20 protein-coding genes are annotated in these 24479 nt (G+C 49.8%); 6 read left to right on the forward strand and 14 right to left on the reverse strand.

What is annotated here, in order from left to right; genetic code table 11:
* Nucleotides 1-327: 327 nt before the first annotated feature.
* Entirely contained in the window at nt 328-1329 is a 1002-nt protein-coding gene (locus KJW29_RS21300) for a phosphotransferase enzyme family protein (RefSeq protein ID WP_214626089.1), read from the reverse strand.
* Nucleotides 1322-2365 (reverse strand): ribosome small subunit-dependent GTPase A, encoded by a 1044-nt coding sequence (rsgA, locus tag KJW29_RS21305; RefSeq protein ID WP_214626090.1) that lies wholly within the window; start codon nt 2363-2365, stop codon nt 1322-1324. Before rsgA ends, KJW29_RS21300 begins: the two co-directional genes overlap by 8 nt.
* 440 nt (nt 2366-2805) lie before the next feature.
* Between rsgA and KJW29_RS21310 the strand changes: the two genes are divergently transcribed.
* Together KJW29_RS21310 and KJW29_RS21315 are read left to right on the forward strand one after the other, a co-directional pair.
* Nucleotides 2806-4938, forward strand: a complete 2133-nt coding sequence (locus tag KJW29_RS21310) for a sensor histidine kinase (protein ID WP_214626091.1) — start codon at nt 2806-2808, stop codon at nt 4936-4938.
* 10 nt (nt 4939-4948) lie between these two features.
* The gene (locus KJW29_RS21315) at nt 4949-5644 is read left to right on the forward strand and encodes a response regulator transcription factor (RefSeq protein ID WP_214626092.1); all 696 of its coding nucleotides are present in this window, start codon (nt 4949-4951) and stop codon (nt 5642-5644) included.
* A gap of 335 nt (nt 5645-5979) precedes the next feature.
* On the opposite strand, the gene KJW29_RS21320 is transcribed toward KJW29_RS21315, so the two are convergent.
* The 4 genes from KJW29_RS21320 to erm form a co-directional block, all read right to left on the reverse strand.
* A complete protein-coding gene (locus KJW29_RS21320) occupies nt 5980-10092 on the reverse strand; it encodes an S-layer homology domain-containing protein (protein ID WP_214626093.1) in 4113 nt (1370 codons plus the stop codon).
* 141 nt (nt 10093-10233) lie between these two features.
* Nucleotides 10234-11106 carry a hypothetical protein gene (locus tag KJW29_RS21325; RefSeq protein ID WP_214626094.1) on the reverse strand — a complete coding sequence of 291 codons (873 nt, stop codon included), beginning with the start codon at nt 11104-11106 and terminating at the stop codon, nt 10234-10236.
* On the reverse strand, nt 11099-11650 hold the full coding sequence (locus KJW29_RS21330) for an RNA polymerase sigma factor (RefSeq protein ID WP_214626095.1): 552 nt from the start codon (nt 11648-11650) through the stop codon (nt 11099-11101). The genes KJW29_RS21325 and KJW29_RS21330 overlap by 8 nt, the downstream gene beginning before the upstream one ends.
* A gap of 101 nt (nt 11651-11751) precedes the next feature.
* The gene (gene erm, locus KJW29_RS21335) at nt 11752-12588 is read right to left on the reverse strand and encodes a 23S ribosomal RNA methyltransferase Erm (protein WP_214626096.1); all 837 of its coding nucleotides are present in this window, start codon (nt 12586-12588) and stop codon (nt 11752-11754) included.
* A 665-nt stretch (nt 12589-13253) separates the two neighbouring features.
* On the opposite strand from erm, the gene KJW29_RS21340 reads away from it, so the two are divergent.
* Together KJW29_RS21340 and KJW29_RS21345 are read left to right on the forward strand one after the other, a co-directional pair.
* Nucleotides 13254-13841, forward strand: coding sequence for a TetR/AcrR family transcriptional regulator (locus KJW29_RS21340; RefSeq protein WP_214626097.1), 588 nt, complete (start codon nt 13254-13256; stop codon nt 13839-13841).
* Between the two features lie 37 nt (nt 13842-13878).
* Nucleotides 13879-14757 (forward strand): haloalkane dehalogenase, encoded by an 879-nt coding sequence (locus KJW29_RS21345; protein ID WP_214626098.1) that lies wholly within the window; start codon nt 13879-13881, stop codon nt 14755-14757.
* A 76-nt stretch (nt 14758-14833) separates the two neighbouring features.
* Here KJW29_RS21345 and KJW29_RS21350 read toward each other — a convergent pair whose 3' ends face one another.
* The 4 genes from KJW29_RS21350 to trpB all read right to left on the reverse strand — a co-directional run bounded on the left by KJW29_RS21350 (nt 14834) and on the right by trpB (nt 18847).
* On the reverse strand, nt 14834-15256 hold the full coding sequence (locus tag KJW29_RS21350) for a VOC family protein (protein WP_214626099.1): 423 nt from the start codon (nt 15254-15256) through the stop codon (nt 14834-14836).
* 86 nt (nt 15257-15342) lie between these two features.
* Entirely contained in the window at nt 15343-17205 is a 1863-nt protein-coding gene (locus tag KJW29_RS21355; RefSeq protein WP_214626100.1) for an SLC13 family permease, read from the reverse strand.
* An 88-nt stretch (nt 17206-17293) separates the two neighbouring features.
* The gene (locus KJW29_RS21360) at nt 17294-17668 is read right to left on the reverse strand and encodes a hypothetical protein (protein ID WP_108995092.1); all 375 of its coding nucleotides are present in this window, start codon (nt 17666-17668) and stop codon (nt 17294-17296) included.
* An 18-nt stretch (nt 17669-17686) separates the two neighbouring features.
* On the reverse strand, nt 17687-18847 hold the full coding sequence (gene trpB / locus KJW29_RS21365; RefSeq protein ID WP_214626101.1) for a tryptophan synthase subunit beta: 1161 nt from the start codon (nt 18845-18847) through the stop codon (nt 17687-17689).
* A 192-nt stretch (nt 18848-19039) separates the two neighbouring features.
* On the opposite strand from trpB, the gene KJW29_RS21370 reads away from it, so the two are divergent.
* Nucleotides 19040-19732, forward strand: coding sequence for a queuosine precursor transporter (locus tag KJW29_RS21370; RefSeq protein ID WP_087570438.1), 693 nt, complete (start codon nt 19040-19042; stop codon nt 19730-19732).
* 272 nt (nt 19733-20004) lie between these two features.
* Here KJW29_RS21370 and KJW29_RS21375 read toward each other — a convergent pair whose 3' ends face one another.
* Both KJW29_RS21375 and KJW29_RS21380 read right to left on the reverse strand, forming a co-directional pair.
* On the reverse strand, nt 20005-20613 hold the full coding sequence (locus KJW29_RS21375) for a dihydrofolate reductase family protein (RefSeq protein ID WP_214626102.1): 609 nt from the start codon (nt 20611-20613) through the stop codon (nt 20005-20007).
* 92 nt (nt 20614-20705) lie between these two features.
* Nucleotides 20706-21620 (reverse strand): phosphotransferase family protein, encoded by a 915-nt coding sequence (locus KJW29_RS21380; RefSeq protein ID WP_214626103.1) that lies wholly within the window; start codon nt 21618-21620, stop codon nt 20706-20708.
* 101 nt (nt 21621-21721) lie between these two features.
* Between KJW29_RS21380 and KJW29_RS21385 the strand changes: the two genes are divergently transcribed.
* Nucleotides 21722-22663 (forward strand): aminoglycoside phosphotransferase family protein, encoded by a 942-nt coding sequence (locus KJW29_RS21385; protein WP_214626104.1) that lies wholly within the window; start codon nt 21722-21724, stop codon nt 22661-22663.
* Here KJW29_RS21385 and KJW29_RS21390 read toward each other — a convergent pair.
* On the reverse strand, nt 22660-23439 hold the full coding sequence (locus KJW29_RS21390; protein ID WP_214626105.1) for an ABC transporter permease: 780 nt from the start codon (nt 23437-23439) through the stop codon (nt 22660-22662). The two genes, KJW29_RS21385 and KJW29_RS21390, sit on opposite strands and share 4 nt — an antisense overlap.
* Nucleotides 23432-24358: an ABC transporter ATP-binding protein gene (locus KJW29_RS21395; protein ID WP_214626106.1), complete on the reverse strand. Its 927-nt coding sequence runs from the start codon at nt 24356-24358 to the stop codon at nt 23432-23434. Before KJW29_RS21395 ends, KJW29_RS21390 begins: the two co-directional genes overlap by 8 nt.
* Between the last annotated feature and the right edge of the window lie 121 nt (nt 24359-24479).

Consider the following 24479-nt stretch of genomic DNA (forward strand, 5'->3'; position numbering starts at 1 on the left):
TCATAAGTAAAAAGTTGGGCGAAACGCAATTCCGTCCAACTTTTTTACTTTTTCAGGAAAGTGGCGAGGCAGATGCCTGCCACTTAACATTCGACCAAAACGGGGCGTCCAGCATTTCGTTTTCACTGACTTTTCGGACAGCCATTTGCCAGGTGCCGACCTATTTGGGGGATTGTGTATGAATTTTCATACACATTTGGCTAGGCGCCGGCCTATTTGGTGGATTGTGTATGAATTTTCATACACGTTTGGCCAGGTGCCGGCCTATTTGCCTGGATTGTGTATGAATTTTCATACACGTTTGGCCAGGTGCGCCACTTTGTTGAATCAAAACCATCCAGGCTCCAAGTCCATACAAGGCTGCTCATCCGCAATGCCATCTATATTCCAGCGCAGCCAATGACGTTGCTCTTGCGTCCCGTTTCCCCATTCCTCCCATAAAATCGCGCATAAATCGATACGTCTCTTCTCGATAAACAAAGGCAGCTGCTTCATCCAGTATGAATCGATGGGGCGAATCTGATTGTATCCCTCCATAAAGCCGACAAAAAACCGGTTAGCCCTTTCGGTCGTCTCTTCCCTGCTTGCCGCCGGTTTGCTCCATTGCGAGAAGGTCGATGCATAGTAGACAGCCATAGCCACATCCTGAACAAAATAATCGTAACCGCAATCGTCAAAATCAAACGCGAATATGACCCCGTTATGCACATAAAAATTGCCATGATGCAGATCGCGATGGCATAAGCCGTAGCTGTCCTTCTCCCGGGGCAGACGCAGAATTTGTTCCTCGCGCTTCTTGAAAGCTTGGTACAGCAACTGCTCCTCTGCCGGGGAGGCGTCGGTAGGCTGGTAAGGCAACTCATCCTCCGTAATCCGATCCGGTTCGCCGGCAGGGACAGAATAGTTGACAGCGCACTCATGCATGAGCCCGGTAATACGCCCCCACTCTTGGAACAAGGAATCGTTCCATTCCGATTGGCCTCCATGGATATGGCCGCCGGGTGCTTTCTCAAACGCAGTCAGCAGGAAAGTGCCGCCCTCGTAAGGAATACGCTCCAGAAGCCGACCTCCAGGCGAAGGAAGAGGTTTGCATACGTTCACGTTATGCTCTGCAAGATAGGCGACGAAATTCAGTTCCGCCTGCAATTGCCTCTCTGTACGATGCGAGTCGTGCGTCACTCGCAGAATGGTGTCTCGACCATTGTCATTCATGGCGTAAACGAGATTCTCGAACCCGCCGAATTTGGAGATATCGTGTTCGGCAATGCCATAACAAGCCGCCGCGGCCCCAAGATGCTCCAAAGTAAATTGTTTTTGCCAACTATTCAACTTCCCGTCTCCTTTCCGTTTTTCGATCCATTTTGTTCAACATTCTGTCTTTCGCTTGCTCGCGTCGTTTGGCGTAAGCCATCTCTTTCTCCAATTTAACATAGTTCTGATATCGTTTGGCATCGAGCTCGCCGCTCGCGATTGCGCTCCGAATCGCGCAGCCAGGCTCTCGTTCATGCTTGCAGTCCCGGTATCTGCACGATTCGCTTAAGACCATTATATCTTCGAATGCGGCGCCAGCCCCATCGTCCGATCCGTTTAACTGCAGCTCGCGCATCCCCGGCGTATCGATAATGATTCCGCCTTGAGTCAGTACGATCAATTCGCGATGCGTGGTCGTGTGTTTGCCTCGTCCGTCCCCGTACCGAATATCGTTTACCCGCTGCAGTTCCTTGTCGGCCAAGGCGTTGATGAGCGTTGACTTGCCAACGCCGGACGAGCCGATCACGGCCAGTGTATTCCCTAACACAAGATAAGTCTGAAGCTCATGCATGCCTTCGGTGTTTAAAGCGCTAATGGTGTGGACGGGTACGCCCGGCGCAATAGCCTGCACTTGCGCGGCTTGCTTCTCTGCATCATGGCTCAGATCCGACTTGCTCAGCACGATGACCGGACTCGCCCCGCTTTCCCAGACAAGAAGCAAGTAACGTTCCATTCGGCGAAGATTAAAGTCCTGATTAAGCGCCATGACGATCAGTATCTGATCTATATTGGCAGCCACGATCTGTTCCTCCGTCACGGCTCCGGCGACATTGCGGGACATCTTGCTTTTTCTGGGAAGAACAGCGTAAATAATCGCACGATCCGACTCTTCCTTCATGACCACCCAATCGCCGACCGCAGGAAGATCGGCCCTCTCCATCGCATGATATCGCAGCTTGCCGGCCAGTTCGGCCAGCTTCTCGCCGTTGCTTGAGGCCACATCATACAGTTGCCGATGTTCTTTGATCACACGTCCTACCGAATAACCGCGTTCCCGGTACGGTTCGTAATGCTGCTGGAACATGGGACCCCAGCCTAGTTCAACTAAATTCAATGTACATTCCTCCAATTTTATTGCTTTTCCAACCCTTACATCACGATTGCAGCACAAAAAAGCCGCGACAAATGAAACTCTATCGGCGGCTTTACAATGTCAGATCATTCGTAAAATAGACATAGGAAAGCCCCGGAATCCTGCACTTCGGTTTCCGGGGCGATTAACTCATTCGCTCATTCGTCCAAACAGCTTAGAATAGTGAACGGTGAGGAACGCCTCCTTGAACCAAAGCATTTTTGATCATTTCAGCCATTGTCCTCACTCCTTTCAGTCTTTGTGAAGTAAATATAGCATACAGATCGTTGCAATCATAGACCAAGAACGAGTATAAACAATTAGTTGGAAAGGAATTTAATCGCTTGGAAAAAGAGGAAATATCGTTTAAATTGTCGAATTTTAGCATCTATGATCGATTACCACTTTAAAGGATGACATAAATGCTTCGAAAATTATGGGTGTCCGCCCTTATTCTTTTTACTATCTCTCTGATGGCGCCTTGGCTAACATCCGCGATGGAGCAGCCTAAAGTTCCTTCATCCGGAGAGTTGCCTGATCCCGCCTCGTCTCCCTCCCTCAAGGCCGTTAACGGGATGCTCTCGCTAAATGACTGGGATTTCGCAAGAGACGGAACGGTCCAATTGCAAGGGGACTGGTTGGTGGAGTGGGAAACGATGGGAGATCCGAACCTGCAAGTAACGGAGCACTCCTTTGGAACAGTCAAGGTTCCAAGCTCATGGGGAAATCTTCCCGAACCTAGATCGGATTACGGCCTTGCTACTTATCGATTGCGCGTGTTGCTGCCTGAGGAATGGAGGACTTCCGATCAGGTCCGCCCCCTGGCGATCTATATGCCTGATGTAGCGACGGCTTATTCGTTATGGATAGACGGTCAACAGGTATTGAAGGTGGGTCAAGTAGGAGCAAATAAGGAAGAAATGGTAGCCAGCAACGTGCCTCGAACCGCTTCCTTTGCCGTTAATCGGGATTGGCTGGACATTACAATTCATATTTCGAACTTTGTCCAACGCAAAGGCGGGCTTTGGACGACTCCCTTGCTTGGCACCGCAGATCAAATCGCGCGGTATCATCAGACAAGATTAATTGTCGATAATGCACAGGCAGGCATCTTGATTGTAATGGCGATCTTCCATATCGCTTTGTTCTTCTGGAACAGAAAAGAAAAAAGCCCTTTCTTTTTTGCTGTGTTATGCCTTGCTGTAGCTGTCCGAACCCTTTCGTCCAGTCAAATGACACTTATCTATTTCTTACCGGAATTTTCATGGGAATGGAACACAAAGCTGGAGTATATGTCCGTAGTTGCGGCAAGTCAATTCACGCTTCTCTACTTTTTACAAATGAATGCTCGAAGCGTCGTACTTCCCCGATTGGCCGCAATCTTTATTTGGTCCGGAAGCTTTTATCATTTATTTGTGCTTTTATGCCCGGCGTCCGTTTTTACGACAACCATGAATGTTTTGATGACTTATCTTGTACTGATCTCCTCCTACGTCCTTGCCATTGTCATTCGCGCCTCCTTGCAGAGAGAGGATGGGGCCTTGTTCAATCTGATCGGAATGAGTGTGTTTTTTATTTGTGTACTAAATAATGTTTTATACTATAACTTTATTATCGTTTCGATAGATATGACTGCCATCGGCATGCTCGCCTTCTTGATTTTACAGTCTCTTAATGTTACCAATCGCTTTGCGAGGGCGTACAATCTGGCGGAAGAGACGTCAGCCAAGCTGGTTCAGCTGAACCAAAGCCTGGATAAGCAGGTAGAAGATCGTACACATAAGCTGGAGCACAGCCATCGCGAACTGAAGCAAGCCTATGAGCAGCTTTCCAACATACACGAAGAACGCCGACGGTTGTTTTCCGATATTTCGCACGAGCTTGGCCATCCGGTAAATTCGATTCAAGGTTACATCCGCGGCATGATTGATGGCGTCGTCCCTCAGGGGAAGACGGAATATTTGCATACGGTTTATGAAACAACCTTGTATCTGCAACGGATCTTTCAAGATTTGATCGCGCTCGAGCGGCTCGAATCCGGTCAGATCGAACTGGAAAAGAAACAAATCGATCCCAGTTTGTACATCAAAGAACTTGTCGATAGTTATCGTTGGGATATAGAAGAAAGCGATATTGCATTTCAATATCTGGAAGGCGTACCCCCGGACGAATATTGCGCAGAGGTAGATCCTAGCCGGATCGAGCAAGTATTTTGCAATTTATTGTTTAATGCCAAAAAATTCACGCCTGGCGGCGGAACCATTACGATACATACGACCATTGTAATGGAAAAGCCTGAAACTCCTTATATGCAGGTTACTGTTCAGGATACCGGTGCGGGTATTTCGGAGAGGGATCTCCCCCATCTATTCGAACGATTCTATCAGGTTCGCAAGGGTGACCGCCAAGGAAGCGGGCTGGGACTCGCGATTGTTAAAGGTATTGTAGCGTCACATGGAGGCTATGTGGGCGTACAGAGCGCAATGAGCGAGGGCAGCCGGTTCTACTTCGCCATTCCTGTTTCATTAGCGTCAGCCTATAGAATGAGAAGGTGAGGGTTCATGCTTGTCAATAAATGAGAAAATCATGATTGTAGAAGATGATCCAGATCTTAGCGAGCTGATTCGACTGTATTTAGAGCAAGCCGGATACGATGTACTAAAAACCGATCAAGGATTACATGCCGTTATCGAGTGCAAAAAAGAAAATCCTCCAGATCTCATCCTGCTTGATATTATGCTTCCGGATATGAACGGGATAGAGATTTGCCGCATGCTTCGCGAGCATTCCAATGTGCCGATCGTTTTCATTAGCAGCAAACAAGAGGCGGACGTGATGGTACGTGGACTCGAATGGGGAGGCGATGATTATGTGCTCAAGCCTTTCCATCCGAACGTATTGGTAGCGAAGGTCAAAGCTTTGCTTCGCAGAGTGAAGGGTCAGCCCTCGGAACAGCTGGAGTTGGGGAACTGGCGGTACGATTACAAGACCGCCGAGCTGTATGTGGGCGGAGAAGCGGTGCCGTTGTTTACCAAAGAGAGACAAATGCTCGAGTTTTTTCTCAGAAACCCTAATCAAGTTTTTCATGTGGAGGAGTTGCATCAAGCGATTTGGGGATGGGATAGCCTCAGCAATTTAGGTACGGTGATGGTGTATATCCGTCATTTGCGCAAAAAGATCGAAGCGGATCCGTCCAAACCGCGTTTTATCGTTACTGTCCGAGGTTTTGGCTACAAGTTTATAATGGATCACAAAAGATAGTTCCATTGAACTATCCAGTAGTTATTTCGGCTCCCATTTAAACTGTTTTTAAACTCCCTCTTTTATACTATTAAGCGTATACGTGGAATCGTTTAATGGAGGAGAGTTGCATGCCATACTACCATTTCAAAAAAGTCTGGACGCCCCTTAGCTTGATAGGCGTTCATTTTTTTCAAGATGAACAAGGGGATTATTGGGTAAAATATTGGAATTCGAAAAGACGTCGTTTAAAGGGATAATCCGGATGAAGCATTCATCCTTCCCTGAGGACATCGACTAAAAATAAGGCCAACAGCCGCTCATCGAGCGAACTGCCGGCCTTTTCTTGTATCCCGTTACAGATAGAGAAGCTTGGCGAGCACTTTAGCCGCTTCGGCGCGCGACAAGGCGTTTTGCGGATTAAACTTGCCGTTCCCGCTGCCTTGAATGATTCCTAACTTCTCGACCTGTGCAATCGCCTCGATGGCCCAAGCCCCGGCATCCTCCATATCGCTAAAGCTTGCCGTCTGACCGTTCTCCGCGCTTTTCCCGTTCATGGACGCATAAGCCCGACTCATGATAACCGCCATTTCCTGGCGCGTAATCTTGCCATGCGGATTAAATTGCTGCGGGCTTTTACCATTGATAATTCCCGCTTCGGCTGCAGCGTTGACTGCATCTGCGTACCAAGACCCGGCTTCCACGTCATTAAACGTTCCCTCTCCGCTTGCTGTAAGCTTCAGCGCTCTGGCGATGATCGCCGTAAATTCCGCGCGGGTAATCGTTGCGGTGGGAGCGAACCTCTCGGAATCTACGCCGTTAACCAGATCCGCCGCAGATAACAGTTGCACGTAATCGTACGACCAATGATCGCGATTTAAGTCCGCGTAGTTCGTTACAATCTCGATAGCCACATAAGAATGCCCCGTCAGCAGCTCGGGATGATCCGCGGACAAAACAACATTCGCTTGAACCAACGTCAGTTTGCCGTCGCTGCCGATTTCGTACAAATTCGTGTAAGGGGTCATATCGTCCGGCTTAATGCCGAGAGTATAAGATACGCTGGCCGCTTGGTCGCCTGCCATTGCCTTGACCGTAAAGGCTTTGCTTGCGGCTTTTGCCGTCTTTTTCGACGTTTGAATTTGATTCTCGTAAGCTTGTTGTTCGGCTTGGGTTGCATATTCAACCACGAGTTCAACCGTCTTCGCTTTGCCATTATCCAGCAGCAGTCTGTTCAGCTCTTGTCCGCTCAAAACAATATTCGGCTGATTAGGCACGGTGATGACGACCTCTCCATCCCCTAATTGCTTAAATAGAGCAGCCAATCCGGTTGGAATTTGAATCGTGCCGCCTTCGCCGCTTAGATCAATCACAAGTCGTCCGGCATCAATGGCTTCCGTAACTTCCTTGTCGGACAGCACCTTATCCGCATCAGGAGTTGGCACCGTAGGTCCCCCGCCGCCTGACCCAGGCAAAGACGGCACCTCGGTCTTCGGCTTCGTGACAGAGAACTCGTCGATCAGAACGCCTTCGCTCGTGCGCGCCTCGACGCGGATCTCGTCCTGCGTAACTTGGATTGCGGAATAGACGGGAACATCTTCGTCGAATATTTCTTCCAGGTAATCAAACTTGGAGCCATCATAAAATTTCCAGCCAGAGGCGCCGCCGTCCAGGTAGACCGTTCCCTCATTCGTTTGCTTATTCGGCTTTCCTTCCTGCATCGGGTAAGTGCGCGAATACACATGATCGTGGCCGACCAGCACCAAGTCTACGCCCATTTTCTCCAGGATCGGCGCAAAATAGGTCTGCGTGTACTCCACAAGCGTGTCACGGCCCGCTTCCGTATGGTAAGCAGGGCGATGGAACATCGCGATCGTCCATTTCTTGTCGTTTTGCTCCAGGTCTTCTTGCAGCCAAGCGGCTTGATCGATCATTTGCTCTTTCGTGCCTTCCGAATTCAACACGACAAAATGCGTATCGTCGATATCGTAGGCATAGGCGTATTGCATTTGCGATTCCGGTCCGTTCATAGGGAAGTTCGCGCCTTTGGTAAACACGTCCTTGCCCTCGCTCTTGACGTCGTGGTTCCCAAGCGTAAGCGCGGATGGATACGTAGTCGCATAGATCGAAGAAGCTCTCCAGAACTGTTTCCACTCATCGAAAGCGCCGCCGGCATCCACTATGTCTCCTCCATGCATAATGAATTGCGTGGAAGGATATTGTGTAAAGGCATTCGACATAAGCTCCTGGTAGATTTCTAAGCCATCATCTTCTTTCGTATGAGAATCCGTCACGAACAAGAAAGAAAACGGCGTAGCTTTATCTTGATCCATTGTGGTATACGAGTGCCATATCGACCAAGCATCCTCATACCCGATCCGATAGTTATAAGTCGTATTCGGCTTCAAATTCTCGACCAGAACATTGTGGAAGCGAATTTCGCCCTTGCTGCCCTTCTCTTTCAAGCTGAGTACTTGAAGCTCGCTCTCGGATTGTTGTTCTTTGACGAGGGAAGTTTCAGGCTCTTCGCCCTCTCCCCATTCGCTTGCTTCGATATATTGAATAAACGTATCCCGAGTTGCCGAATTGGTCTGCCATGCCACGCTTAGTTGCGTCGACAAGTCTTCCGCGACATACGTCTGAAGGTATTCCGGCATGCTGGAGCCGTATTGTTCGACGACATCATATTTGACAACCTTGCTGTTCTCCGTGCCGTTGACCGCTTGCACTTGATAGCTGCCACGCGCCAACGTCGCGAGATCCGTCGTCAATTGCCCCTGGGCATTCGTTCGGCCCAGACTGCCGCTGAGCGATAGGCTGATCACGTCGGTTGCGGCAATGTAACCCGATGTCGTACCGTCCGGCAAAATCACCTCGAACCAACCGTCGTCAGGCTCAGCCGATGCGTAATACCGTTGGCCTGCCGTCGCTTCACCCAGTTTGTCAGAAGAAGTGTCATCGTCCTCGTATACGTTAGTCGTTGCGGCGGTGATCGTTATGACGGAGCTTTGCTTCAACAGACCCGTAAAGAAAACATCCGCTCCTTCGAACGGTTGGTTATTGCGATCCGTAACCGTGAAAGTAGTCGTTGTATCGATTCCGACTCCCGTCAGCTCCAGATGATACGGGAATGCGATCGTGTAGCGAATGGGAGTTGCAAGCGGATTGCCTGTCGGCGTGCCGCCAGAAGCAAGCTCGGAGCTGCTCATCGTGATGGACTTGTAAGCCTCGCCTCGCTCCAGCACAGCCGCGGAGTTCACTCTGAAGTTCACCGTCACGATATCGTCGGCCGTTGCCGGGGATATACCGTCCAGGTTCACTTGCAAGATCCCCTTGTCGTCATCGACCGTCGAAGTGGCCGCAACGCCGTTGACTTCCGCCAGCCCTTCGAAGCGAAGGGTGTTCGGATCATAGGCCAATTCGAATCCAGCCGAATCCGCATTCGCGTAGTCATTCATGCCCACCTTAACGGCATAGATCTCATTGCTCACCGCCTCTTCGGGCGCCGTCATGGAGAGGCGTTCTCCGGCTTCGATCGTGAAGGCATACGTTTTTTTCGCCGGATTGCCGTTACTGTCTCTCACCTGAATATCAAGTACATGATAGCCCCCATCCACCGATTCGCCTGGATAGGACAGTATGCCCGTATCTGGCGAATACTGCACTTCGGCCGTAATGTCCCTACCGTCCAAGTGTACGGCCAATGAAGTCAAGTCTAGACCGGAATCCAAGTCGGCAACCCCCACTTGCAAGGCCGCCAGCGGGGCTTTTAATACTTCATCTTCCAGCGGTGTTATTGCCGTAAGAACGGGAACATCGTTATCCTCGTCCACTTCTCCATAGATGAAGCGAATATCGTCAACCCAGATGGAGCCTTTATTTTTTTTGCTCATATCGGATTGCTTCAGTTGGAAAAAGAGTTCAAGAATGATCGGGCCTTGTTTCCCTTGCGGAATATCGGCCTCGATATATTTCCAGCCCGTCCAGTTGATTCCGTCGTTATCCGCATCGTAAAATTCGGCCTGAAAGGAGGAGCCTCTGCCTTCAAGCTCCCTGAATTTCGTCGTCAGAAGATGACCTTCGTTGTGGCCGTACACCCACATGCCCACTTTGGTCGGGTATCCCGAAATCGGTTGATGGCCGCTTTGGTAGCCAACCTCGATCTGGGAGGGATTGTCCACGATATCGATCATGTCGTAGTCGATTCTAGCGGAGTGCGCTCCATTCCTTACGTACTTGGGATTAGACTCCAGATGGAGCGTAGCCTCGTGCATCCGTTTCGGATTGAACTTGATGTCGGCAATTACATTCTCGTCTTCGAAGTCTTCTACCATCACGATTGAATCGCTTTCGTCGGCCGCATGGACGGAGGCCTTGCCCCCCATTGCCGCGAGCAATTCCACTCCTAGAAGCGTTATGACCAACGAGAATATGACTTTCTTGCGCCATTCCTTTACTAACATGTTCATGTTATGATCCTCTCTCTCCTCGCAATATCTGTATATCTCCAAGGAGTCTAACAATCATTTGTTAAGAGAAATCAATCTAGTTGTAAAGGAATTTTATTGTTTTGCGAAACCAGCAGAATGACGCGTTCGCTTATTCTCTCCTTATTCCTCTAAGCTGGCCGTAACGACGGTTTGTCGCAGCTCATTGTTGCTGACTTTAACGTGAATGACTTTCTTCGTGCGCTTGCCTTCCCGATCTGTAATGACAATCGTAATCTGGTCTTCCTTAAGCTCCTCGGGATATTCGTCCAACTGCATATGTCCGATGCCGGATCCGTCGTTGCCTGCAGCGGCCGCCAGCGCCTCTTGAGATGTCAAGTCCTCTGGCAAGGCTTGATTCGCTCCGAGAAAATGAGCATAGTCATCTTCTGCTGCCCACTTGTACATATTCCATGCCGTCCAGCGGTACCAGATGTCCCCGTGGTTGTTGAAATCCTCATCGAAATTCATCGTGATTTTCTTGTCATAAAGCAAGCCAAAATCAGCTTTGGATATTTGGCTTTCTTCATCAAAAGTTTGATAAAGCTCAGAATTCCAGAATTTCTCGTCCTGCGTCTTCGTCCAATCCACGGCGTAAATATATTCATTCTGTGTAGAAATTTCTATTTTCGCGATATTCTCGCCTTCGATATAAAATTCCAACCCAGGCCTTGAATCTACATTGCTGACTATTGTGCCGTATTCACCTGGCCTCTTCTCATTATCCGCCAGTCTGAAGGCAGGTCCGTCTTCCCCGATTCTTACATCAATGGCATACGCGGTTGTTTTCTCTCCGAACGGGACACTTAAGAAGACAGCGATCGCCAACACAAGGCAAATGGCCGGAATTGCCCACCTGGCGCTCAGCAGCCTTGCCCACACTTTCGTATGTGCAACCGGTTGCCTGGAATTTAGAATATTCGCCCTCATCCTCGCCTTTTGTCTCTCGTTAGGCGTCATATTCTCGAAGTGTGCATGTAACTCGTTTTTATTCATAGTCATCCTCTCCTAATTCCAATTTCAGACGTTTCCTCGCCTTTCTCATCTGCGTTTTTACTGTGTTCACATTCATTTTGAGCATAATAGCAATCTCGTTTATCCTATACCCCTCATAGTAATGGAGATATAAGACTAGTCGATGCTTAGCGGGAAGCTTATTTAACTCCTCCTCCATATCGCGGGTCAAAACCATATTCGCTTTCGTTGCTGCTTGCTCCATTGAACTGCTCTCTAGATCGACAACCTTTTTTCTCCACCATTTGCGGAGCAGGTCGCGGCAATGATTCTGCGCAGTCACGATCAGCCACGCCTTCTCATGCTCGACATCAACAAAAGATTTGCCGCATTCCATAAGCTTTATGAATACGGATTGAGCCGCATCTTCCGCATCCGGCTTGTTTCCCATCATAGAGAAGCAAATCCGATAAACAAGATTGATATGACGGTCGTAAGCTGTGCGAATGGAGTTGTCCAACTGCTCAGACTGCTCACTCTCGACAACCATTTTGCGTGTAAACAACATGGACATGATCACTCGCATCGTTTCCCTCCTTTTCTTCTAACACGAAGAACAAGGCCAATTGGTTTTCAAGTTTAATTAAGCATTTCAAAATTAATCGCCAGGGCCATTCGGCCGGACACTTACCCTCTCGGCCAACGATGAGGAGCGACATGCTGCAGCATGGCAAGAAAGAGCGCCGCCCATTGTTCAAGCGATAGTGAAGCGACTGCTTGCTCACGTCTAACATGTGCAAGTCTCAATGTAATTTTCAATTGCGCAGGCGTGAAAATGGTTCCCAGCGCATGCTCTGCCATAAGTCGCGGTTCACGAAGCAGATATGACGCGAAGGCGGCAAATCGCCTTCTTTCCTTCTCGGGGACTAGAGAGGTATCCCTTCTTGCAACTCGAATGATAGCAGCGTCAACGCGAGGCGGCGGCGCAAAATGAGTGCACGGAATGACCTTCCTCATGTCGAAATGAAATTGCATTCTCCATAGGAGCAGCCTCGGATCCAGCGTAGCTCTTTCCGTAAATCGAATAGCCGCTCCTTTCTCCAGGATCAGCGCCCCTCGCTGGAATGATCTGCCTTCGAACCCAAGCAGCTTATCGAGAATGGCCGTTGTGATAGAGAACGGAATATTGGCGATCACGCAGAAGGGTGCGGCCGGCAGCCTCATTTGCCTAAAATCGGCTTCTACAATGTTAATGTGAGGATGGTCTTCTGCTTTGGCTCGAAGCATCCTGACGAACTCTGCATCATTCTCTACAGCGATGACCTTGCCGGCTCTTGCTGCAATCGGAAAAGTAAGACTTCCTTTGCCTGCGCCGATCTCTAGCACGGTATCGCTTGGCTGCGGCCGTATCGTGTCAATTAGTTGCTTAATTGTACGCGGGTGATGCAGCAGATGCTGCCCCGAAAAGTTCGGCCCCGCTTTATGTTTCCTAACCGTTCGATGTTTCTTATTCTGTTTGCGCATAGATTCGTTCCTCCCGTTGTTGTTAAGTTTCTTGGATAAACAAAAGAACCGCAGGCGCGGGCCTGCGGCGGAACAACGGGAATGTAACAACCAATATGCGCATTCAAACAAGCGTCCCTGTGAGCATCGGGACAACAGCTCGCTGTAGGTTTCATTGCATAATTGAATAAGCGTCAACTTTCCCTTGGTATGAGAAGATTAATGCCGTGCTTATTTTGTACACGCAAAAAAGAGACAGACACGCTGTCCCTTATCCTTCAATTATGCAATAGGATATCCTGAAATGGGCAGACCGATTCCGTTTTGCTCCGCTCGCAGGCAGAGCCTTTGTTCACTATGAAGTTAGCGGGACAAAGTGACAAAACGTAATCTTCCGTAATTAACTGCACCCATCGTCAGGACAACCCTCCGTTCCTTAAACTGTTGTTATTGTATCATAAAGGCAGACCTAACCACAATCCGGCTACGATCGTTACAGCGCAATATCCTTGTTCTCGTACGTTAGCTTGGTTCGTTCGAGATATTAAGCTCTTCCTGATCATCGTGAGCTCGCCATATTATTCATAAGGATTGGTCGCAGATGGAAAAGTTTATTTTGACATTTAGTTAGACCCAATCTAAAATGAAATGTAAGTAAGTACTTGCATTAGGGGAGGAGGAATCCCATGAGCGCTACTCCGACTACAAGCGAGAAATTATTGTTGGCAACTATCAACCTCATGGCCGAAAAAGGATATGACGGCACCACGACCAAAGAAATCGCGATAGCTGCCGGAGTGAACGAAGTCACTTTATTTCGCCATTTTGGAACAAAAGAAAAACTGCTTGAGGCCGCCTTTAGCCGGTTTCACTATGGCAATGAGATGACCAGGCTTTTTAACGAAGATCTTAAGGGATATCTGCAAGAGGACCTGCTTACAGTGAGTCGAACGTATCACAGCATTATGAACCGGAATAGAAAATTAATCTCGATCGCGCTTAAAGGAAGCAGTACTTTACCTGACTCTGTTCTGCAAGAGGCTTCGCGCAATCCCACTCACTTAAAAAATTTGCTTACCGATTATCTAACTGCAATGTCATCGGAAGGCAAAGTGGTCACCTCTAATCCAGAGATCCAGGCCTTATCGTTTATGTGGATGAATTACGGGGCTTTCATCAATAGACTAAATGCCGAAGAAGCGGTCTCGGAAGATGTGCTGGACGATTTTATTGAAGAAAGCGTGCGCATATTTACTAAGGCGCTTAGCCCTTAGTTATTGGTTTCCCTACAAATGAAAGGAGAGATTCTTTATGACTAAAACGTCTTTTCCCTACGAAAAAAAGCGTCAACGAGTACTCGGTCTGGAAATGGCCTATGTAGACGAAGGAAGCGGCGATCCGGTTGTTTTTCTGCACGGCAACCCTACTTCCTCTTATCTCTGGCGTGAAATTATTCCTTATGCTCAAAATTTCGGTCGTTGCATTGCTCCTGACCTCATAGGCATGGGGGATTCCGAAAAAATTCCTCAAAGCGGTTCCGACTCTTACACTTTTGTAGAGAATCGTCGCTACCTCGATGCCTTTCTGGATCAACTTGGCGTTCGCGACCGGGTTACGTTTGTGGTGCACGATTGGGGATCGGCCTTGGGATTTGATTGGGCGTACCGCCATCCGGATGCCGTTAAAGGAATCGCCTACATGGAGGGAATCATAAAACCGCGTAGTTGGAGCGAGCTGCCGGAACGTGGACGGAACATTTTCCAGGCATTACGATCCAGCGAGGGTGAGCAAATGGTGTTAGAACACAACTCTTTCATCGAGACGAACCTTCCAATCGGCATTATGCGCAAGTTGACGGAGGATGAGATGGCGGAATATCGTCGGCCCTTCTTGCTGCCCGGCGAAGGACGCCGACCAACGTTAACCTGGCCGCGGCAACTTCCCTTTGATGGAAACCCCGCCGATGTGACGGACATTGTGATCAGGTACGGAGAGTGGTTAGCCCAGAGCTCGTTCCCGAAACTCTTCGTTAACTGCGATCCGGGCACAATGCCGAAATCCCATGTTGAGTTCTGCCGCACCTGGCCCTTGCAAACGGAGATTACCGTCCGCGGACTTCATTATCCCCAGGAGGATTCGCCTCATGAAATTGGCGAGGCACTTGCCGCTTGGTTAAAGAAGCTAGCATAGCCTGCAAGGGGGCTGTCCCGTAGTGACAGCCCCTCGCAGGCGTGAAAAGCGGCTCGTTCTTTCAGCATCCTGAAATTCAGCCCGGAATTTCCGTATAAATTTGAAAGGTCACGCCGAATTTATCCGTCACATCGCCGAAGCCGGGGCTGAAAGCCTCCTCGCTGAAAGGCATGTTTACTTGCCCGCCTTGCCGCAATGCTTCAAAGATTCGTCTGGAATGCTCCACGTCGTTCGTCGTGATGCAGATCGTGACTCTTTTGCCCGCTTCAATTGCCGAACCGCCGGGAGAATCCGAAAACATAAGCTCGGATTCGCCAACTCGCAGCTTGGCATGTGCCACAAAGTCCTTGAGATTATCCGAGAATGTATCCGGCATGTCCGGCATATCTCCATAGGTCAGGATGGAAAGTACTTCCGCTCCGATTGTTTGTTCATAAAACGCGATGGCTTCCTTGGTGTTGCCTTCCAAAGTAATGTACGGCGTAAGTTTTACGGTCATCGATTATTCCTCCTTGGGTTTGTTTGATCATCTATTTCTGCCTTCATAGTTATAGACGAATCAACCGGGAGAAATTCATCGGTGCTTTACAACGGAAAAAACAACGGAAGCACGGCCACCATTACGATGCCCATAATGACCTGCAGCGGCAGTCCAACCTTGAGATAATGAGAGAAACGATAACGTCCAGCCGACATGACTAGCGCATTGGGCGGCGTGGAGAAGGGCGAAGCGAAACACATGCTGGCTCCGATCGATACCGCGAACAGAAACGGATACGGATTGGCGTCAAGCTGAAGCGCCGCCGAGAGGGCTATTGGCGCGAACAGGACGGCACATGCCGTATTGCTGATGAACAAGGTAAGAAGCGAAGTCGTAAAGTAGACGCCCGCAAGCAAGACCATGGGACCGTAGCCGCCTAACGCGCCTACCATTCCTTCGGACAACAGCGCCGCGGCGCCCGTCTTTTCGATCGCGATCGACATTGGAATCATGCCGCCGATCAGCACGACGCTCTCCCAATTGATCGTTTTGTACCCTTCCTCCATGCTTCTCACGCAACCGAACACAATCATCAGGACAGCCGCGATCATGATTGACGCCACTGCGGGAATGAAATCCGATACCAGCAGCACGACCATCAGGAGCATGATACCCGCGGCGATTGGCGCTTTATTGTCCATCGTCACTTTGCGGGATTCCTCGATCGGCTGCCCTACTACGACGACATCCGATTCGTTCGCGAGCCTCGCGATGTCCTTCCATGTCCCCTGCACGAGCAAGGCATCGCCGAAGCGCATTTTCTCTTCTTTCAAATTATGGAGAAGATATTGGTCCTGCCGTTGAATGCCGAGGATGTTCAAACGATACTTCTCCCGGAAGCCGGATTGTTTGACGAGTCTGTTAATAAGCCCGGACGTTGGCGTCAGCATGACTTCGGCGATGCCAACATCCTCCGTCGCAAACAGTTCTGTTCCCGATGCCCGTTTGTTCTCCGAGACTTGATGATCAAGCATCGTCAGGTCGAACTCCCGGGCGAACTCCTGGACCCGCTCGAAGGCACCGTAAACGTACATAATATCCTCTTCCTGGATGATCGTATTCGATCCGGCGACTTCTTGGTTGATCGTTTTAAAAAATTGGTTCTTGGCCGATATCTTTCGCCTGATCTCAATTACGTTTAACGCATGTCGCACGGATATATTCAGTTCTTGCAACGTCTTGGAACGAATCGGGGATTGCGGACTCACTTGCACGCGATAGAGGTTCTGCGTAAGCTGGTACTTCTTCGCCAGATCCTTAAGCGAACGTCCCGTCCGCCGGTCGCCTTCATCCTTTTCGTTCTGCGGCAGAAACCTGCGAAGGAACAGCATCGAGACAATCCCGACCGCAATACACACGAGACCGATCGGCGTATACGTAAAAAAGGATATTCCGTTATATCCGCTTCCCGACAATACCTCTTGAATGACCATATTGGGCGGAGTTCCGATTAAAGTGAGCATCCCGCCCATGCTGCTGGCAAAAGCAAGTGGCATGAGCAGCCTGCCCGGATTCGTCTTTGCGCTCATCGCAAGGCTCACGACAATGGGCATCATGACGGCGATCGTCCCCGTATTGCTCACGAACGCTCCAATGGCTGCCGTGACGACCATAATCATGACGAGCATCCGAGTCTCGTTCGTCCCCGCCAGCTTCAGCATCTTCCTGCTGACCATGTTCGCGAGCCCCGTTTGGAAGATACCGCCGCCTACAATGAATAACCCGATCATCATGATGACGACCGAATTGGCGAAGCCGGACAACGCCTCGGCTGGCGTGAGAATGTTAAACAGCATTAAAACGATTAGCGCTCCGATGGCAACCAAATCGGAACGCACTTTCCCGGAGATGAACAAAACAGACGCAACGGCTAGTACGGATAAAGTGAGAATCATAGGACCGTTCACGTAAAAGCTCCCTTCTAACGGTTATAGCATAAAATGCCTATATGACTAGCTTACTAGAAGTCGGAGCATTAATCACGTGCAAGATCCCCTACATGCGGATCGACTCCATCCAGAAACAGATAGCCGCTGCCGCGGACAGCGGGGTTGCCGCATATTTTTCCTTTTTGCTGACGGAAAATAGATTCGCCACTGTATTCAGTGACAAATAAGCGGCAAAAAACATGCAAATATACTTGGTCGCCGTTTCGGAAAACCAAAAAGGCAACCACCCTCCAGCCTGCAAGATAACGACAATCGCAAACAACTGAACGATAAATGAAATAACGGCGGCATATCTGAGCCGAACGGGCAGCACCTTATATTTTCCGCCCATCGTAAACTCCCCCAGAGGCAGTCCGAAAGCTACCAAAATCGTCATAATGGCAACTACCGCGAATAAGACGGCGCCCGCGATCGCGAACATATGATCAGCCCCTATCGCCTACTTAAGCATTTGATAAACTTGCTCGACATCCTTATCTCCCCGGCCAGACAAATTAATGATAATAATTTGATCCTGTTCCATTGTCGGAGCCAGCTTCTTCGCGTAAGCAATCGCATGAGCGCTCTCCAGGGCGGGAATGATTCCTTCCGTGCGGGATAATTCCTGGAACGCCTCCAGCACTTCCTCATTGGTGACCGTTGCGTATTCTGCCCGACCCGTCACCTTGAGGTGGCTATGCTCTGGCCCAATGCCCGGATAGTCGAGCCCCGCGGCGATGGAATAGGTTTTTTGCGGCTCGCCGTTCTCGTCCAGCAGCACCAGACACTTGAAGCCGTGAATAATACTCGGTACGCCTTGGGTTAAGGACGGTGCTTGATCGGGTTCAACGCCGATTAAACGAACGGTAGGCTCGTCGATGTAGTGCGCGAATGCGCCAATCGCGTTGCTGCCTCCGCCCACGCAAGCCACTACTGCATCCGGCAAACGGCCTTCTTTCTCCACAATCTGCCGCTTCGATTCTTCGCTAACAACGGCCTGAAAGTGCTTGACCATCGTCGGGAACGGATGCGGACCAACCGCGGAGCCCAGCAGATAAAACGTGTTCTTGTAATTGCGGACCAGATCGCCGAGCGCTTCGTCTACGGCGTCCTTCAACCGTCCTTGTCCCTTGTCGACCGGTACGACGGTTGCGCCGAGCAGCTCCATGCGGAACACGTTAAGCGCCTGCCTGCGCGTATCCTCGGCTCCCATGTAGATGACGCATTCCATGTTAAACATCGCGCAGGCCGTTGCCGTGGCAACGCCGTGTTGGCCCGCGCCGGTCTCCGCGATAATCCGCTTGGCGCCCATACGCTTGGCAAGCAGAATCTGGCCGATCGCGTTGTTGATTTTGTGCGCTCCGGTGTGGTTGAGGTCCTCGCGCTTCAAATAAATCTTCGGTCCGCCCCAAGCCTTGGATAACCGCTCCGCATACGTCAGCGGATTCTCGCGGCCAACATATTCGCTCAGGTAATAGCGCAGCTCCTCCTTAAATTCCGGATCGTCTTTCAGCTTGTAGAATTGGTCGCTCAGGTAACCCAAAACCTCCTGTAATTCCGGCGGGACGAAACTGCCCCCAAACTCTCCAAAGTATCCCTCTTGCTGCAATTGTTGGTCCATAGGTAAGCGCCTCCATTATTCGAAATAGAAATGGCTGTTCACACCTAACAGTTTACCATAAATTACTGAAGTCAACTCTTTCAGATTTAGCTTTTCAATCTCGGGAAAAACTGTTAGGATAGTGGCTGTCTATATCGTCAGTCGCGGTTCGTAACCATCCCGCGTTACCAAAACTAAGGAGGCCTTTTTGTCATGTTCAATTTGTTGTGGGGCGTGCTTTTTATGCTCGTCCACTTTGGCCTTTTCCTGCTGTGCTATCGCATGTTCGGCAAGAAAGGACTATACGCCTGGATTGGCTTTGCCACCGTGATCGCCAACATCCAGGTCGCCAAAACGATAGAGATGTCTATTGGCACGTTCGGCATCGTCATGACGCTGGGCAATACGATTTACACGTCTATCTATATGTCGACGGATCTGCTTAATGAAAAGTACGGCCGGCAATCGGCCAAGCAAGCCGTATGGTTCGGCTTCTTTACGCTCATTGCGTCCACGATTCTGATGCAGATGACGCTCGGCTTCGTGCCGCAAGCCGATGACTTCGCGCACGAGCCGATGAAGGCGCTCTTTGGCTTCTTGCCGCAGGTCGCGGCCGGCAGCATGTGCGCCTACTTCGTCAGCCAGTTTCTGGACGTCCGGGTCTTTAGCTACCTAAAGACGAAGTTCCCGGTGCGCAATCAGTTTTGGATCCGGATCAACGGCAGCTCGCTTGTGAGCCAATTCGTCGATTCGCTCGTGTTTTGCACGATCGCTTTTTACAAGGTGCATGCCTTCGACATTTGGATCCAAATCTTTTTGACGACGTATCTGCTGAAGCTGCTCATTTCGTTCCTGGCCACGCCGGTGCTCTATTGGGCAAGAAATATGAAGGTCCGCGAGGAATGAGCCTCGCGGACCTGGGAAGTGTGCAATTTTAATAGCGGCTACCGCATCTATCGTTGCGGGATGAAAGGCCAGCATAGCTAACGGAAATGAAACGCGTTATTCAACGGAAAATCGCGCTTTTGGAGCACTAGCGGAACTGAGCGACTCTATTGCTTGCGATTTGATAGAAACAGCTATAAAAACAGGCGATTAGTAGCGCTCAGTTCCATAAACAATTAAAAAAAGCTGAAATTCTCGAAATAAGGTCCCGCATTTCCGTTACCGGTCAGCCATTACTTTTCAATTGTAAACCACATGTCAGTACGCTGGCCCGTTTCAACGACCCTAGTCTTCTTGAGCACGATCTGCATGCCTTCAAGATGCTCAAAAAGCCGCTGCCCCTCGCCAAGCAAAACAGGCATAATGCCAATTTGCAATTCATCCACCAGACCAGCCTTTAGCAATTGTTGGCCAACGCTCGGGCCGCCCACAACCGTGACATCTTTTTCCCCCGCGGCTTGTTTGGCTTGCTGAATCGCAGCTTCGACATCATCTAAGAACGTAAAACTTATTCGGCCGTTTTCTTTTGGTTTTTTCTCCGGCGCTTGCTCAGTAATAACAAAAATGGGTACTTGAAACTCATAACCATCGGCGTAGCCATCAGGATCACTAGCCATTCCAAAGGTTCTGCGCCCCATAACTGCAGCCCCGGTTGTGTCAATCCACTCCCGCATCAGGTCGGTCTGGCCAAGCTCTATCATATCAGGATAGAGCAGGGCGACACTGCCATTCGCGTCATTAATGAATCCATCAAGCGACATCGTCATACCAAAGACTACTTTTGCCATTTTCAAATCCTCCTCGAAGTATATTACTTTCATTGTTTTGTTCAGCTCCGCCATCCGGCGCGAGCACTCCCCTGTCCTGCAATATTTCTATGATTTTCATCCGGTTAGGTCCGGTCCAGGAGAAAGTTTCTTTCGATCATTCGAGGCTATTCAACATTCTTATTTATGGTAAAAAATCTTGTGTACCCTTTTTCAAAGCTTGGTTTCCTGGGATTTCCCTGAATATTTTCGATCATATCATACAAACCATAGATCCTATCGTACATTTGGCTTCTTTCATATAGTTTTGTATCTGCTGAACCATACTCCTCAAATACCGCGCGCCTGAATTCTATAGGATAATAAGCCATATACATAAAATCCAATGCGGGGTCTTCTCTTCCCGCTTCGCTAAAATCTATAATTCCAATCCAGCCGGTACTCTCATCCCACAGAATATTATCATAGTGGAAATCCCCATGTACAATACATGTCCGAACCGATGCCGAAATTTCATAATAATTTATTAGAAAGTCCTTCACTTGCTCCATCTCTGATTGTGACAGTTTGGACTGCAGCAACTTAACCCCTTCAACCATATCATTCCGAACATCTTCTCCAAAACCGGTTTGTAAAACCAGTTTTTGTTCGGATGTCATATGAAGTTGCTTCAAAAAACTTCCTACTAGTCGACCTATTTGTTGTGCACATTCCAAATGTTTTGCGACATATTGAGGTGTAATTCGAGAACCTGGCACATATTTTTCCACCACAAATGATTGGGTTGGAGAACAATACAGACACTCAGGCAAAACCGCCTCTGTCTGCCTTGCTAAACTCCGAATTAGTTCTTGTCGTACGTTGTAGCGTTCAATCTGCAATCCTTTGCGATAGAAAGCAACTACTGTATTCTTATCCAAAATCAAAACATCTTTTTCGCATCCTGTGGTGATGAACTCAACTTCCTGAAAGGACAGTTCCTCCATCTCCGCTCTCACATGTTCCAACCTTTGCTCCATTAATTGCTTCTCCCAATAATCCAAATCCATCAGCCTCTCATGCGAACGATTGCCTTTCACCACTATCTGCAGCCTCGTTGCACATATACAGGTGTGCAATTATAATTATCCCTAAAGAAGGAGATGTAACAGCTTCTACCTATTACTTTCCAAATGGAGAACCTATGAAAAAGATTGAGGAAACGATATATAAACATTATGAGCTGAACGTGTCGCACCTTACCCCTCAACAAGGCGGCTGGTCCGCGCTTGCTTACAAGATGATTGCGGGCAACCGCCCGTATTTCTTGAAAATTTACGAGAAAAGCAGAGCTTCCACCCCAAAATGGACTGCCCTGATAAACGAATATGTCCCTGTCCTGATCTGGCTCCAACAACACAGCAGTCTAAATGGAAAAATCCCCGTTCCCCGCGTAACAAAGGACGGTAATTACCAATGCTCTAACGCCGACGGTATTTTTCTGCTCTATGATTACATTGAGGGAGAAACCATTGGAAACCGGGATTTAACGGACAACCAGGTGGTACAACTAGCGAACATAATTGCAGAGCTTCACTCGTACGACGAGCAATTGCCAATTAAAACGCAGCATCTTAAAGAAGATTTCTCCATTCCTTTTGTCAGTCAATTAAAGCAGCTAATCAATGGGCAATCGATTGCTTCATTAGACGTAAGAGAAGTGATAGACCAGCATTCGGAACAATTAAGTGAACTTATCGATGAAATTGAAAAACGATCAAGGGATTTGCCGCAACGCCCCTTACGAAATGTACTATGCCATACAGACCTCCATAACTGGAATCTGATGCAAGCAAAAGAACAGGTTATCCTGATCGATTGGGAAGGATTGCGACTGGCACCTGTCGAGGCGGATTTCATGTTCCTTGTTGATCAACCTTATTTTGAAACATTTTTAAGCGTCTATCGGAAACGACATCCTGAGTTTGCCCTGATCCCCGACGTTCTGCGTTTTTATCATGTAAGACGCAGACTTGAGGATACTTGGGAATGGCTAGAACAGCTTTTATTCGACCAACAGGAAACTCATGAACGAACGAAGACGCTGGCTAGCCTAACGAAAGAATTGCAAGAAATGGCCGATTAACGCAAATCCTCGCGCTGTCTGAACACCGCACCTGCCGCGCCGAACAGCAGCAGAAACAGCAGCGCGACGATCGCCGGCTCCAGCACGCCCGCCCCCCCTTGCCCCAGCTCAAGCGGATGCACGATTCGATTGACCAGCCACCATGAGGCGATGCCGGCCCCGTCCTCGCCCAGCAGCAACGCGGCTAGCGCGGACAGACTATAGCCGACGAGATTCAGCGCAAGCAGCAGCCCGATAATCAACCCCGCGATCAGACTGCGCGCCGCCAGCGCCACGAACAGCATCATCACGGCAAATGCCCAATGCAGCAAAAATTGCAGCAGCAGCAGAAGCGCATATTGACCCGGCTCGCCGGTCGGCGCATTCTCAAAAAACAGCAGCCTCCCGAGCGCGTTCGCCGCTACCGCCGCAACAAACAACAATAGCGTAAACAGTGCCAGCAGCAGCGCTTTTGCCAGCACGCTCGATACCCTCGCATGACGCATGGAGATATAGTTTTTGTAGAAGCCTGCGCTGCGTTCGCTCCAGGTATAATGAACCGTGAACACAGCCACATACAGCAGCATCCATGAAGGCGGCTGTGCCAGCATATATTGGAAAAACTCGCTGGCGCTCAGCGAGCCCGGCCCAAGGCCGGCACCGGCACTGTAGCTGTCGGCATAACGGCTCATCATAAATATTCCGAACAACTGAAAGGCGAAAAACACGGCCAATAGCAGGGGCAGCATGTTGTTTTTGCGAAACCGCCGGAAGTCCATTCGCAATATATTAAGCATTCCGCACACCTCCGCTCCCGGTACGCTCCAGAAAATATTGCTCCAGGCTGACCTGCTGCCTGGCGATGCCATGCACCGTGACGCCGCCCTTCACGAGCGCGGCATGGATCTGGTACAGCTCGGCATGCTCGTCATACACCTGCAACAGCTGACTATCAAGCAGCTTGTAACGACGAATGCCCAGCTCCGCCTCCAGAATCGGAATCGCCGCCTCCGGCTCGGTTAGCCGAATCTCAATGCGCTGCTCGCATTGCTGCAGCAGCTCGTCGCGCGAGACGATTTCGACCAACCGTCCCTCATGCAAAATGCCGAACCGAGTCGCCATCTTCGACAGCTCCTCCAATATGTGGCTGGCAATCACGATCGTCAGCCCCGTCTTGTTCAGCTCCAGCAGCAGATGCCGGATATCGACAATGCCTTGCGGGTCCAGTCCGTTGATCGGCTCGTCCAAAACCAGTACATCAGGGCTGCCTAGCAGCGCGAGAGCAATACCGAGCCGCTGCTTCATCCCAAGCGAATATTCCTTGACCTTCCGCCTGCTGCTGTCGGCCAAGCCGACGCGATCCAGCAGCTCCTCGATCCTGGGTTTGCGCGCCTTCATGCCGTAGGCGTCGGCCAGCAGCTCCATATTGTCGAACCCGCTCAGCTGTGCGTACAGGCCGGGGTTCTCCACCAGCAGCCCCATACGTTCATGCAGACTGCGCTGCTCGCGAGTCGAGCGCTCAAATAGGCGCATACTGCCTCCAGTCGGATAGATCAGCCCGCCGAGCAGCTTAAGAAGCGTCGATTTTCCGGCTCCGTTGCGTCCGATAAGTCCAAAGATTTCCCCTCGATACAGCTGCAAATCGATCGGGTGCAGCACCGTGCGCGAGCGATAAGCCTTGCTGATCTGATTCAGCTCTATGATGCATTCCTGCATTCCCGTCACCTCCCTGCTCTCATTTAACACCGAGAAAGCCAAGTTGACGTCAAGAAAAGGTAAAGAAATCGTAAAGCTCGTTTTCGGCACGGGTTGCTGCAATTCCGACAGCGCCGCACAA

It is taken from the genome of Paenibacillus agaridevorans (assembly GCF_018604145.1).
In the GTDB taxonomy this organism is placed as follows: domain Bacteria; phylum Bacillota; class Bacilli; order Paenibacillales; family Paenibacillaceae; genus Pristimantibacillus; species Pristimantibacillus agaridevorans.